Origin of the sequence: Mesorhizobium sp. YC-39 (assembly GCF_025753795.1) — a bacterium.
Taxonomy (GTDB): Bacteria; Pseudomonadota; Alphaproteobacteria; order Rhizobiales; family Rhizobiaceae; genus Mesorhizobium.
In genome coordinates, this window is sequence record NZ_JAOWPS010000001.1 from 542,094 (window position 1) to 554,379 (window position 12,286).

Here is a 12,286-nt window from a genome sequence, read left to right on the forward strand (position 1 = left end):
TCACTCCACTGTCAGATCGTTGCAGGGCGGACCTGAGCTCAACCTTGCCGGTCGCCCAAGGCTTCCTCGTATTTCTTGCGCGCGGCGTTTACTTGCGGCCGCACCGAGACTTCCGGCACGGCGACATCCCACCAATGGCCGCCGGCATCGGTCGACACCAGCGGGTCGGTGTCGATAACCAGCACGGTCGTCCTGCTATTGTCTTTCGCCTTGGCCAGCGCCGTTTCCAGCCCGGCGATCGACGACACTTTCTCGGCAATGGCGCCGAGGCTTGCCGCATGCCCGGCGAAATCGATGTCGGGCATAACTTCGTGGCGGGCGTCCTTCAAGAGATTGTTGAAGTTGGCGCCGCCGGTCGCCATCTGCAGCCGGTTGATGCAGCCATAGCCTCTGTTGTCGAGCAGCACGATGGTGAGCTTGTGACCGAGCATTACCGACGTCGCAATCTCGGAATTGAGCATCAGATAGGAGCCGTCGCCGATCATTACGACGACCTCCTCGTCGGGCTTGGCCATCTTGACGCCGAGCCCGCCGGCGATCTCGTAGCCCATGGTCGAGAAGCCGTATTCAGCATGGTAGGAGCCGGGCGCACCCGCCTGCCAGAGCTTGTGCAATTCGCCGGGCAGCCCGCCGGCGGCATGGAGCAAGATTACGCCTGACCCCATGGCGCGCTGCACGGCGCCGATCACCTGCGCATCCGAGGGATAGGCGGCGTTGGTCGAGGCCGTCACCTTGCCGGCCTCGGCCTGCCAGGCCGTCTTGCCCTTCACCGCGTTGTCGGTCCAGGCTGCGGGCGCCTTCCAGCCCTTCAGCGCCGCGCTGAGCTCGGCTAGCCCTTCGGCCGCGTCGGCGACCAGCGGCAGCGCCCAGTGCTTGCCGGCGTCGAAGACCTGGGCATTGAGACCGATGATGGTGCGGCCGGAATTCTTGAACAGCGCCCAGGAGCCGGTGGTAAAATCCTGCAGCCTGGTGCCGACGGCAAGCACCACGTCAGCCTCCTCCGCCAGCCGGTTGGCCGCGGAAGTGCCGGTGACACCAACCGCCGCCATGTTGAGCGGATGATCGTCCGGCAGCGAGGATTTGCCGCCCTGCGTCTCGCAGACCGGAATGCCGGTGCCTTGCACCAGCTTCGCCAGTTCTCCGGAAGCCTGCGAATAGAGCACGCCGCCGCCGGCAATCACCAAGGGCTTTTTCGCACCTTTCAGCGCCGCCACAGCGGCGGCCAATTCGCCACGGTCAGGGCGCAGCCGGCGCTGGTGCCAGACCCGCTCGGCAAAGAAGCTTTCGGGATAGTCATAGGCCTCGGCCTGCACGTCCTGACAAAGCGACAGCGTCACCGGTCCGCATTCGGCCGGATCGGTCAGCACCTGCATGGCGCGATTGAGCGCCGGGATGATCTGCTCCGGTCGCGTCATGCGGTCGAAATAGCGCGACACGGCCTTAAAGCAGTCGTTGACCGTTGCCGTGCCGTCGGAAAAGTCCTCGGCCTGCTGCAGCACAGGATCCGGCAGGCGGTTGGCGAAGACATCGCCGGGCAGAAACAGGACAGGCAACCTGTTTACATGCGCAAGTGCCGCCGCCGTCACCATGTTCAGCGCGCCGGGGCCGATCGAACTGGTCGCCGCCATGAAGCGGCGGCGGAAATTGGCCTTGGCATAGCCGATCGCCGCATGCGCCATCGCCTGCTCATTGTGGGCGCGGAAAGTCGGCAATTCGTCGCGAGCCTGGTAGAGTGCCTCGCCGATGCCGGCGACATTGCCATGGCCGAAGATCGCCCAGACACCACCGAAGATCGGCATCCTCTTGCCGTCGATCTCGGTCATCTGGCGGGACAAGAAACGGGTCAGCGCCTGCGCCATCGTCAGGCGGATTGTCTTGGTCATGATGTTTTCCTCCGCAGTCCTTATGCCGCGCCTTCTTATGCTGCTTTGCGGCCACGCGCGGCAAGCCATGCGTCGGTCAGTTTCTCGAAGCGCGATGCCATGTCGGCCACCGCTTCATCATCGGACATCCTGCCGGCAAGCCATTGTTCGGCGGCGTTGATGAAAATGGTGCGACCGACGGCAAACCCCCTGACGATGGGCGCCTTGGCGGTGGCGGCAAAGGCCGCCTCCAACTCATCCTGCGGCGCCTCCAGCCCGAGCAGCACGACGCCGCGGCACCATGGATCGTTCTTCAGGATCACCGCTTCGATCCTGGCCCAGGCGTTTGCCGAGGCCTGCGGTTCGAGCTTCCACCAGTCGGGTTTGATGCCCAGCGCATAGAGTTCCTCCAGGGCGCGCGGGATCGTCGTGTCGTCGAGCTTGCCGTGCTTGCCGGCAATGATCTCGATGAGAAGTTCCCTGCCCACTTTCCGCGCGGCCTCGAACAGCGAACGCAGCTTCTGTTGCTGCTCTTCCTTCAAGGCTGTCGGATCGTCCGGATGATAGAAGCACAGGCATTTGATGCAATGTTCAACAGGCCATTCGACCAGTTGCGAGCCAATATCTTGCGAGAACTCGAAGCGCAGCGGCCGTGAGCCTGGCAGTTCGACCGGGCGGCCAAGCCAGGCAAAGGGATGGCGGGCGAATTCGAACATCGCGTCGCGGCCGAATTTCTCGTCGAGCAGCATGCCATAGCCGGCGCGGCCGGCGGCGACCTTTGCCGCCGCCTTGACCGTCAGCACCTTGAAGTCGGGGATGCGTGAGACATCGGCACCGACCTTGGCGGCGACGTCCTCGAGTTGGACGCGGTGGTCGCAGGCCAGCGCCATCAGCGCGGGAATGTCGCGCCGGCGCGTCGTCGCCCAGTGGATGTGGTTGATCGCCTCGTCCTTGCGCAAGGCCAGATGCTTGCTGCCGTTCTTGAGGAAGAACTGCAATTCCTCGAAGGTCGGATATTCCGGCGCACAGAGCAGCCGCGATACGGCAAAGGCACCGCAGGCATTGGCCCAGGTCGCCGCCGTGGCAAAGCTTTCGCCACCGAGCCAGCCGCGCAGGAAGCCTGACATGAAGGCATCGCCGGCGCCGAGCACATTATAGACCTCGATCGGGAAACCCTTGCCGACGACGCCGTCCTCAAGATCGTCGCTGATCGGCCCGTCATAGACGATGCAGCCCATGGCGCCGCGCTTGAGCACGATGGTGGCCGATGACAGCGAGCGGATGGTCTTCAGCGCGCTCAGGCAATCGTCGGCGCCCGACGCGATCATGATCTCCTCTTCGGTACCGACAATGAGATCGCAGTCGGGCAGCACCGTCTTCAGCTGCGCCGAGACCCGGTCTGATTTGACATAGCGCTCGAACCCTTCGGCATGGCCGGCAAGGCCCCAGAGGTTGGGGCGGTAGTCGATGTCGAACACCACCTTGCCGCCCCTGGCCTTCATGATGCGAATAGCCTTGCGCTGCGCGGCGTCGCTGTTGGGACGGGAGAAATGCGTGCCGGTGACGACAATGGCGCGCGCCGAGGCAATGAACGCCTCGTCGATATCGTCCTCCGAAAGCGCCATGTCGGCACAGTCGGTGCGATAGAAGATCATCGGCGAGACACCTTCCTCCTCGACCGACAACAGCACAAGTGCGGTCAGCCGGTCGGGATCGGTCTTCAGGCCGTCGACGGAAACGCCTTCGCGTTTCAGCTGCTCGCGGATGAAGCGGCCCATCTGCTCGTCGCCGATGCGGGTGAGCAGCGCCGAGCGCAGGCCGAGCCGTGCTGTTCCGACCGAAATGTTGGCCGGACAGCCGCCGACCGACTTGGCAAAGGAGGTGATGTCCTCCAGGCGCGAACCGATCTGCTGGCCATAGAGGTCGACCGAGGCGCGGCCGATGGTGATAATGTCGAGCGGCGCATGTTTCGCGTCCACGGCTTCGCCCATACGTACCTCCCATCGGCCTTGTTGTCTTGGCAACACGTTGTTTTGGATAACACGCGCGAGCGGCAGCGTGGCGCCAGCAATATGAAATAATAATTCCAATCCATAGTCAATATGGAACGAGCATTCCCCGGCTGAAAAGTGCCGATCAAAAGCGCCCGGGGATGGTCTCATCCCCGGGGCTTTGCACCCAGATCGCAGCGTCCCAGGCCGATCACCAGGGAAGCGGGCCATCGTCATTGAAGTAGCCGGCGTTCGGTCCATCGGCGTCCAGGGTCGCCAGGTGAACGACGATTTCGGCCGCCTGCTGCACCGTGCGATGGCCTCTAAACCCGTTCAGGTCGGTGGCGGTGTAGCCGGGCGCTGCGGCATTGACTTTGACGCCTGTTGACGCGAACTCCCTGGCGAAGGCCACGGTGATGGCGTTCAGCGCCGTCTTGGAGCTGCCATAGCCCATCAAATTGACCGACTGGTTCGGAGTGCCGGATTCAAGCGCGCGTCCGATGGATCCCGTGGAGCTGCTCACCATCACGATGCGGGCAGCGGGCGCGGCAAGCAGCAGCGGCAGGAAGGCCTGGGTCACCCGGATCGGGCCGAAGACGTTGACGTCATAGGTGGCCTGAATATCGGCAAGGTGCTGCTCGCTCGGCGCCAGCTCGTAATTGATGGCGACACCGGCATTGTTCACCAGCACATCAAGGCAGGGGTTTTCCGCACTGACAACTTTAGCGGCAGCCGCCACGCTTTCGTCCTGTGTAACGTCCAGCTCAAGCCATTGAACGTCCAGGCCTTCGGCGCGCAAGGCTTGCGCTGCTGCCATGCCGCGTTCGGCATTCCTGGCGCCGAGCCAGACCTTGAAGCCCATCGCCGCCAGCCGCCGGGCAATTTCGCGACCGATGCCCTTGTTGGCGCCGGTCACCACAGCGCTTTTCGATGTCGTCATTTTGATGTCTCCATGTTCCTTGTGGGAGATCCACAAATGGCGCGACGCGGCGGACGCCGCGCGCCGGAAACTCTCCAGCTCTTGCCTAATCCTCTCACGGTGGTTGCGCGGCTGGCGCGGATGCGCGATGCTGGCGCCATGAGCGAGGCACTGCGGGAGTTGATCGATATCGCCAGCCGCCATGCGCGCGGGCGCCGAACAGGAACGGCGATCCCGCGCCTTTCGATCGGCCGCAGCGAAGTGACCACGGCACCATTGGCGGGCGTGTGGGGATCGGGGATCTTGTTTGTGCTGCAGGGCGCGAAAACGGTTCTGATCGGCGACCGGGCTCTTCGCTACAGTCCAGCCAGCTATTTCATCTACACCGTCGACACGCCGAGCATCAGCCAGATCGTCGAAGCGAGCGCCACGCGTCCCTACCTGGCTATCGGCTTCACCCTTGACCTGCAGGCTGTCGCCGCGCTGCTCGTCGAGCACGAGCCGGCCCTCGGTCGCGACAGTTTCTCCACCTCGCCCGCCAATGACGAGTTGCTCGACGCGTTGCGTCGAATGATGCGGCTGCTTGACCGGCCTGCGGAGATCCCCGTGCTGGCGGGCATGCTCGAGCGCGAGATGCTGTTTCGGCTGCTGCAAGGTCCGCAAGGCGGGAAGCTTCGCGAACTGGCACGCGCCGATGGCCATCTGTCGCGGATTCGCCAGGCGATCGCCTGGATCCGGACGCATTGCCATCAGCCAATCCGGGTCGCGGACCTGGCCGAAATTGCCCATATGAGCAACGCCGCATTCTACCGTCACTTCAAGGCGGCGACGGCCATGAGCCCGATCCAGTATCAAAAACAAATCCGGCTGCTGGAGGCCCGCCATCTGTTGGTCGCCCAGCCAGGCAACGTGGCACAGGTCGCCTTCGCGGTCGGCTATGAGAGCGCTTCACAGTTCAGCCGGGAATATGCCCGCCAGTTCGGGTCGCCGCCCGCCCGCGACGCAGCGCGGCTCGTGGCAGGAGGCGGAGTGGCTATGGAGGTCGTTTAGGCCTTGCGCTTGCGGCCGCTGTCGCGCCGCTTCTCACCGACGGCAACGGTCAATGCCATGGCCAGCGCCATCGTCGCCGACAGCGAGCGGAAGCCACCGAAATCGGCCTCGGCGACCTCGAACCAGACCTTGGCGAACTGGGCGAGTGGCGAAAACGAGCTGTCGGTGATGGCCACGATCGGCACGCCCTGATCCGAGATGGCGCGCGTCTCCTCGATGGTCGCCGGCGCATAGGGCGAAAAGCTGATGGCGATAACGGCATCCGCCGGCGTGGCAAAGCCGATCATCTCGGCGTTCAGGCCGGCGGCCGATTCGATCAGCTGGTTGCGGATCTTGAGCTTGCCCAGCGCATAGGCGATGTAGGAGGCGACCGGGTATGAGCGGCGCTTGGCCAGCACATAGATCGTCTCGGCCTTTGCCAAAAGGGCGATCGCCTCTTCGAAATGCGCTTCGTTCAGCGTGCGCGAAATGTCGCTGAGCGAAGTGCTGGCCGCGGCGACGAAGCCATCGAAAATCGCCCGGTGGCCGGCGCCTTCCTCGGCCTTGGCGCGCAATGCCGCAAGTCTTTCGTCATAGGAGGAATTGCGCTCGCGCAGGCGCTCGCGAAATACCTGCTGCAGGCTGGTGAAGCCGTCGAAGCCAAGCTGCTGGGCGAAGCGGATCAGTGTAGAAGGCTGAACACCCGCCGAAGCGGCGATGCTGGCTGCGGTGCCGAAGGCAATATCGTCAGGGTTGTCGAGCGCATAGGCGGCGATCTGGGCGATACGCTTGGGCAGGCTCTGGCGCCGCTCCAGGATTGTCGCGCGCAACGTTTCGAAATCGCGGGGGACCCGTTCGTCCATCGTCGCTCCGCCCATGGCCATACTGGTATTCCCTCTCCTGCCTCATCATAGCGGGCTTGTGCAAGAAGGCCATAAAAAATGAGTCACACGTTCCATTTGTGAAGAAAATGGATTAGTTAATCCACGCCAGTTTTCCCTTTGCATCTGGAGATGACGAAATGGTCGGAGTGGGCCTCATCGGCACGGGTTTCATGGGCAAGTGCCATGCCATCGCCTGGAACGCGGTAGGCACCGTCTTTCCCGATGTGGCCAAGCCGAGGCTGGTCCATCTCGGCGAGATCAATGACGAGCTTGCCAAACGCAAGGCGGCCGAATTCGGCTTCGCCAAGGGCTCAGGCGACTGGCGCGCCGTCGTCAACGACCCTGAGGTCGAAATCGTTTCGCTGACGACGCCGAACCAGTTCCATCCGGAAATGGCCATCGCCATCCTCGAAGCCGGCAAGCATCTGTGGTGCGAAAAGCCGATGGCGCCTAGCTTCGCTGAAGCGCAAGCCATGGCGGCAGCGGCGAAAAAGTCCGGCAAGGTGGCAGCGCTCGGCTACAACTACATCCAGAACCCCGCCATCCGCCACATCGGCGCGCTGCTCGACGAGAAGATCATCGGCGAGGTCAACCTTCTGCGCATCGAGATGGACGAGGATTTCATGGCCGATCCGGAGGCGCTGTTCTTCTGGAAGCATGAGGCAGCGTCCGGCTACGGCGCGCTCGACGATTTCGCCGTGCATCCGCTGTCGCTGGTTTCGGTGCTGTTCGGCCGCGTCGCCCGCGTCATGTGCGACATGACCAAGCCCTATGCCGACCGCAAATTGGCCTCGGGGGGACGCCGAGCGGTCGAGACCTACGACATCGCCAGCGTGCTCATGCATCTCGAAAACGGCGTCGCCGGCACGCTTTTGGTCAACCGTTCAGCCTGGGGCCGCAAGGGCCGCATCGCCATCCAGATCTTCGGCTCGAAGGGCTCGATCCTCTACGATCAGGAGCGCATGAACGAATTCCAGCTCTATCTGACAGCCGACCGCCCCACCGAGCAAGGCTACCGCACCATCCTGGTGGCGCCGCACCACAGACCTTACGACGCCTTCCTGCCGGCGCCCGGCCACGGCCTTGGCTTCAACGACCTCAAGATAATCGAGTGCCGGGAGCTGCTGACCAAGCTGGCCGGCAAGCCGGCGCGGATCATCGACTTCGACGCGGGCCTGGAGATCGAGCGCACCGTGCATGCGATGGCGCGCTCGTTCGAGGAAAAGCGCTGGATCGAGGTGCGATAACTCCTCCGCGTTAGGCGGCCCCCGGGCGGCTGACGACCATGGCGCGGCGCGCCGACCGGCGTTGCTCGACGGCGTCCGCAAGGCCGTGCAGCACCGTCTCGGTGGTCGCCCAGTCGATGCAGCCATCGGTGATGCTCTGGCCGTAGACGAGCGGCTTGCCTGATACAACGTCCTGGCGGCCAGCGACGAGATTGCTCTCGATCATGACGCCGATGATGCGCTCGTCGCCCGCTGCCACCTGGCCGGCCACGTCGGCGGCCACCTTTGGCTGGTTCTCCGGCTTCTTGGCGGAGTTGGCGTGGCTGACATCGATCATCAGCCGCGGCGCGATGGCGATCCGCCCGAGCTCCGAACTGGCCGCCGCGACACTCGCCGCATCGTAGTTGGGCTGAATCCCGCCACGCAGGATGACGTGGCAGTCCTCATTGCCGGTGGTCGTCGCGATGGCGCTGCGCCCGCCCTTGGTCACCGCCATGAAATGATGCGGCTGGGCGGCGGATTTCACCGCCTCGGCGGCGATGCGCAAATTGCCGTCGGTGCCGTTCTTGAAGCCGACCGGGCAGGACAGGCCCGATGCCAGCTCGCGATGGATCTGGCTCTCGGTCGTGCGCGCGCCGATCGCGCCCCAGGCGACGAGATCGGCAATGTATTGCGGAGTGGCCATGTCGAGGAACTCGGTCGCCGCCGGCAGGCCGAGATTGTTGACGGCGGAGAGCACGTTGCGCGCCATCCTCAACCCCTTGTCGATGTTGAAGCTGCCGTCGAGATCGGGATCGTTGATCAGCCCCTTCCAGCCGACCGTGGTGCGCGGCTTCTCGAAATAGACGCGCATGACGATCTCGAGCCGGTCGGCCAGGGCCTCGCGCAGCGCCGCCAGACGGCTGGCGTAGTCCACGGCGGCGACCGGATCGTGAATGGAACAAGGGCCGACGATGACAACAAGTCGATCGTCGGCCCCCGTCAGGATGGAATGGATGGTGTTGCGCGACGTGGCAACGGTGCGCGTCGCCGTCAGCGTGCGCGGTATCTCGCGCATCACCTCTTCCGGCGTGCTCAATTCCCTTAGTTCGGTGACCCGAAGATCGTCTGTGGTGGTCAACACGGCTTTCTGCTCCTGGTTTAGGAGACCTGCCGGCTGAAACAAAAAAGCCGCCAGGTCTGGCGGCTGTTCGGATTTTGATGCTGCAATCTTCAGATCGAGCGCAATCCTCCCGCCGCCAGCGAGCTCCTAAAGTACCAATACGTGGCGGTCAGGTTGATCATGAGGCTCATATAGTCGAAGCCGAAGCGCTTGTCACGTCTCTGATGGACAGAAGATTTCTCATCACACGCGACCGTTCCGCTAGCGCTCAAGGTTGATATCGGAGCCGCGCAGCGGCGACTCCAACAGGAATTCCGCAAGCGTACCCTTTCGCGTGGTCTTTCGAAGCCATTCTTCGGCCGACAGGACTATCACGCTTGGCTTGCCGTTTCTGATGATCGTCTGCGGGGCATACTGAGCCCGCTCGACAATCTCGGCGAACTGAGCTTTTGCCCCTGCAACAGTCCAACAGTTATCTTTGGGCGCAGACATCATCCCACCCCAATGTTTGTTTTGACAACATGACTATGAGGAAACGGCAACGCTGCGGCAACAGGCAGGCGTGCGAACTTTAGAGTCCTCACGTCGGGCAGCCGCTGCTGCTACTCGCCAATCACGCCGGCTATGTTCTGGTCGTAGTCGACCAGCGACCCGGTCATGACGCCGGACTGCGGGCTGACCATATAGCTGATCAGCCGAGCAAGCTGGTCCGGCTTCACCAGCTGGCCCATCGGCTGCGCGGCCTCGGCCTTTTCCAGCCAGTCATCCGGCGCATCGTGCCATTTCTTCTGCACGATCGCCTCGCCCTCGGTGTCCATCCAACCCGGCAGCACGGCGTTGCAGCGGATGCGATTGCCGCGATAGGCATTGGCGACATTCTTGGTCAGCGTCATCAGCGCGCCCTTGCTGGTCGAATAGGGCGTCAGGAACGACTGGCCGCAATGCGCCGACATCGACAGCACATTGACGATCGAGCCCGGCGCTTTTTTCTCTAGCAGATGCGCCACCAGGCCTTGCATCAGGAAGAAGGGGCCGCGCACATTGGTCGCGAAGATCGTGTCGAAAAGCTCCTCGCTCGTCTCGACCAGTGACCCGCGTGCCGACGTGGCGGCGGCATTGACCAGCGCATTGACTGTGCCGAAATGACCGACCGCCGTTTCGGCGGCGCGCTTGCAGTCGGCCACTTTGGCAACATCGGCGCTGATGAAGATGGCGTCGACGCCTGACTTCTTGAGGGTGGCGACCGCCTTGTCGCCCTTCTCCTGCGAGCGGCCGATCAGCGCCAATGCGCGGCAGCCCTCGTCTGCCAATGCTGCGGCGACGGCAAAGCCGATGCCTTGCGCGCCGCCGGTGACTATGGCGCGTGTCTCACGATTGCGACCAGATGAATCGCTCATGGCTATGCTCCTTGTCCGATCTGTTTCAGCCGGCCCTGTCGAGGCGCACGGTCTTGCCTGAGGTGGCAGACTTCAGCGCCGCATCGGCCAGCTCCAGGGCAACAAGCCCATCCTTGCCGCTCGGCGCCGCCTTCTTGCCCGATGTCACGGCCGCGATGAAGGCGGCGATTTCATTGGCATAGGCGTCGATGTAGCGGGTCATGAAGAAGTCGTGCAGCGGCGGGCGCGTATAGCCCTTGTCATTGGCCAGTTCGATCGACACCGCCCGCTGGTTCTCGGCCGCAACCATGCCCTTCGAGCCATGCACCTCGATGCGCTGATCATAGCCATAGGTGGCGCGGCGCGAATTGGAGATGATGCACTGCTTGCCGGAAGCGGTTTCGAGGATGACGCTGACACTGTCGAAATCGCCGGCCTCGCCAATCTTCTTGTCGACCAGCACCGAGGCATGCGCGCTGACCGCCACCGGCTCCTCGCCGAGCAGGAAGCGCGCCATGTCGAAGTCATGGATGGTCATGTCGCGGAAGATGCCGCCCGAGCGGCTGATATAGTCGAGCGGCGGCGGGCCGGGATCGCGCGAGGTGATGGTCACCATCTCGACCGTGCCGATGGCGCCGTCGTCGATCGCCTTGCGCACGGCGGCGAAATGCGGGTCGAAGCGGCGGTTGAATCCGACCATCAAGGTGGCCTTGGCCTTGTCGACCACGGCCAGGCATTTTTCCACGCGCTTCACGTCCAGATGGATCGGCTTTTCGCAGAAGATCGCCTTGCCTGCTTTGGCGAAACGCTCGATCAAATCGGCATGGGTGTCGGTCGGCGTGCAGATGACGACCGCGTCGATATCTCCGGCCTTTTCGATGGCCTCGATGCTGCGCACTTCGGCGCCATAGGCAGATGCCAGGTCGATGGCAGCCTTCTCGAAGGCGTCCGCCACCGCGACCAGTTTGGCCTGCGGATTGGAGCCGACGGCACGGGCGTGGACCTTGCCGATACGGCCGGCGCCGAGAAGAGCGAAACGGATAGTCATCTGGAATTCCCTTTAAGAGTGCTTTGAGAGCCCGCGCCGTCGGGCAGAAAGGCGCGGGTGGTGTTTAACGAACAGACGGCGCTAGGCCGCAAGCGCCGCCTCCCCGGTCTTGGAGCCGGTGATGTAGGCAACGATGTCGTTTCCGTCGGTGTCCTGCTTGCGCAGATTGGCGACGATGCGGCCGCGCCTGAAGACGACGATGCGGTCGACCAGGTCGAACACCTGGCGCATATTGTGGCTGATCAGGATCAGCGGTTCGCCATTCTCCTTCAGCGTGCGGATGATGTTTTCGACCTGCATCGTCTCCTGCACACCAAGTGCCGCCGTTGGCTCGTCCATGATGATCAGCTTGGAGGCAAAGGTAGCGGTCCTGGCGATTGCCACGCACTGGCGCTGGCCGCCCGACATGTGGCGGATGGTGTTGTTGAGGTTGGGAATCTTGACGGCGGTGCGGACCAGCGCCGCCTCGGTCGCCTTGCGCATATATTTGCGGTCCAGGATGGAGAACGGTCCGAGATTGAACAGCACCTTTTCGCGGCCAAGGAAGAGGTTCGATGGCACGTCGAGGTCGTCGGCGAGCGCAAGGTTCTGGAACACCGTTTCGATGCCGGCCTCACGCGCCTCGATCGGCCCGGCGAAGTTCACTTCCTTGCCGTCGAACCAGACCTTGCCGTCGGTGCGCTGTTCGACGCCGGTGATCTGGCGCACGAACGTCGATTTGCCGGCGCCATTGTCGCCCATGATGGCGACATGCTCGCCCTTGCGAAGCTCGAAATTCGCGCCTTCCAGCGCGTGCACGCCGCCATAGTGCTTGGTCAGGTTTTCGGTCTTCAGAACAATGTCCGACAT

The 12,286-nt window shown here is 63.3% G+C and carries 11 protein-coding genes; 2 read left to right on the forward strand and 9 right to left on the reverse strand.

The window, feature by feature from the left end; translation table 11 throughout:
- Window positions 1-38: 38 nt before the first annotated feature.
- The 3 genes from iolD to OHD62_RS02630 all read right to left on the reverse strand — a co-directional run bounded on the left by iolD (window position 39) and on the right by OHD62_RS02630 (window position 4,793).
- Complete coding sequence (gene iolD / locus OHD62_RS02620; protein ID WP_263780734.1) at window positions 39-1,883, reverse strand: 3D-(3,5/4)-trihydroxycyclohexane-1,2-dione acylhydrolase (decyclizing); 1,845 nt, start codon at window positions 1,881-1,883, stop codon at window positions 39-41.
- Window positions 1,884-1,918: 35 nt separating this feature from the next.
- Window positions 1,919-3,853: a bifunctional 5-dehydro-2-deoxygluconokinase/5-dehydro-2-deoxyphosphogluconate aldolase gene (locus tag OHD62_RS02625; protein ID WP_263780736.1), complete on the reverse strand. Its 1,935-nt coding sequence runs from the start codon at window positions 3,851-3,853 to the stop codon at window positions 1,919-1,921.
- A 211-nt stretch (window positions 3,854-4,064) separates the two neighbouring features.
- On the reverse strand, window positions 4,065-4,793 hold the full coding sequence (locus tag OHD62_RS02630) for an SDR family NAD(P)-dependent oxidoreductase (protein ID WP_263780737.1): 729 nt from the start codon (window positions 4,791-4,793) through the stop codon (window positions 4,065-4,067).
- A 138-nt stretch (window positions 4,794-4,931) separates the two neighbouring features.
- On the opposite strand from OHD62_RS02630, the gene OHD62_RS02635 reads away from it, so the two are divergent.
- Window positions 4,932-5,822, forward strand: coding sequence for an AraC family transcriptional regulator (locus tag OHD62_RS02635; protein ID WP_263782273.1), 891 nt, complete (start codon window positions 4,932-4,934; stop codon window positions 5,820-5,822).
- Here OHD62_RS02635 and OHD62_RS02640 read toward each other — a convergent pair.
- Window positions 5,819-6,664 carry a MurR/RpiR family transcriptional regulator gene (locus OHD62_RS02640; RefSeq protein ID WP_263780738.1) on the reverse strand — a complete coding sequence of 282 codons (846 nt, stop codon included), beginning with the start codon at window positions 6,662-6,664 and terminating at the stop codon, window positions 5,819-5,821. The two genes, OHD62_RS02635 and OHD62_RS02640, sit on opposite strands and share 4 nt — an antisense overlap.
- A 158-nt stretch (window positions 6,665-6,822) precedes the next feature.
- Here OHD62_RS02640 and OHD62_RS02645 point away from each other — a divergent pair, with 158 nt between their 5' ends.
- The gene (locus OHD62_RS02645) at window positions 6,823-7,932 is read left to right on the forward strand and encodes a Gfo/Idh/MocA family protein (protein ID WP_263780739.1); all 1,110 of its coding nucleotides are present in this window, start codon (window positions 6,823-6,825) and stop codon (window positions 7,930-7,932) included.
- Window positions 7,933-7,942: 10 nt separating this feature from the next.
- Here the strand turns inward: OHD62_RS02645 and OHD62_RS02650 are convergent, their stop codons facing one another.
- From OHD62_RS02650 to OHD62_RS02670, 5 genes are all read right to left on the reverse strand, one after another.
- Window positions 7,943-9,034 (reverse strand): 3-deoxy-7-phosphoheptulonate synthase, encoded by a 1,092-nt coding sequence (locus tag OHD62_RS02650; protein ID WP_263780740.1) that lies wholly within the window; start codon window positions 9,032-9,034, stop codon window positions 7,943-7,945.
- 240 nt (window positions 9,035-9,274) lie between these two features.
- The gene (locus tag OHD62_RS02655; protein ID WP_263780741.1) at window positions 9,275-9,508 is read right to left on the reverse strand and encodes a type II toxin-antitoxin system prevent-host-death family antitoxin; all 234 of its coding nucleotides are present in this window, start codon (window positions 9,506-9,508) and stop codon (window positions 9,275-9,277) included.
- Between the two features lie 107 nt (window positions 9,509-9,615).
- Window positions 9,616-10,410, reverse strand: coding sequence for an SDR family oxidoreductase (locus OHD62_RS02660; protein ID WP_263780742.1), 795 nt, complete (start codon window positions 10,408-10,410; stop codon window positions 9,616-9,618).
- Between the two features lie 25 nt (window positions 10,411-10,435).
- Entirely contained in the window at window positions 10,436-11,437 is a 1,002-nt protein-coding gene (gene iolG / locus OHD62_RS02665) for an inositol 2-dehydrogenase (RefSeq protein ID WP_263780743.1), read from the reverse strand.
- Window positions 11,438-11,518: 81 nt separating this feature from the next.
- Window positions 11,519-12,286 (reverse strand): ATP-binding cassette domain-containing protein, encoded by a 768-nt coding sequence (locus OHD62_RS02670; RefSeq protein ID WP_263780744.1) that lies wholly within the window; start codon window positions 12,284-12,286, stop codon window positions 11,519-11,521.

What these genes read in the sequence shown, in the direction of transcription:
- OHD62_RS02625 (WP_263780736.1), bottom strand. Translation starts at nt 3,853, where the DNA reads ATGGGCGAAGCCGTGGACGCGAAACATGCGCCGCTCGACATTATCACC.
- OHD62_RS02660 (WP_263780742.1), bottom strand. Translation starts at nt 10,410, where the DNA reads ATGAGCGATTCATCTGGTCGCAATCGTGAGACACGCGCCATAGTCACC.
- OHD62_RS02655 (WP_263780741.1), bottom strand. Translation starts at nt 9,508, where the DNA reads ATGATGTCTGCGCCCAAAGATAACTGTTGGACTGTTGCAGGGGCAAAA.
- iolD (WP_263780734.1), bottom strand. Translation starts at nt 1,883, where the DNA reads ATGACCAAGACAATCCGCCTGACGATGGCGCAGGCGCTGACCCGTTTC.
- iolG (WP_263780743.1), bottom strand. Translation starts at nt 11,437, where the DNA reads ATGACTATCCGTTTCGCTCTTCTCGGCGCCGGCCGTATCGGCAAGGTC.
- OHD62_RS02645 (WP_263780739.1), top strand. Translation starts at nt 6,823, where the DNA reads ATGGTCGGAGTGGGCCTCATCGGCACGGGTTTCATGGGCAAGTGCCAT.
- OHD62_RS02670 (WP_263780744.1), bottom strand. Translation starts at nt 12,286, where the DNA reads ATGTCGGACATTGTTCTGAAGACCGAAAACCTGACCAAGCACTATGGC.
- OHD62_RS02640 (WP_263780738.1), bottom strand. Translation starts at nt 6,664, where the DNA reads ATGGACGAACGGGTCCCCCGCGATTTCGAAACGTTGCGCGCGACAATC.
- OHD62_RS02630 (WP_263780737.1), bottom strand. Translation starts at nt 4,793, where the DNA reads ATGACGACATCGAAAAGCGCTGTGGTGACCGGCGCCAACAAGGGCATC.
- OHD62_RS02635 (WP_263782273.1), top strand. Translation starts at nt 4,932, where the DNA reads ATGAGCGAGGCACTGCGGGAGTTGATCGATATCGCCAGCCGCCATGCG.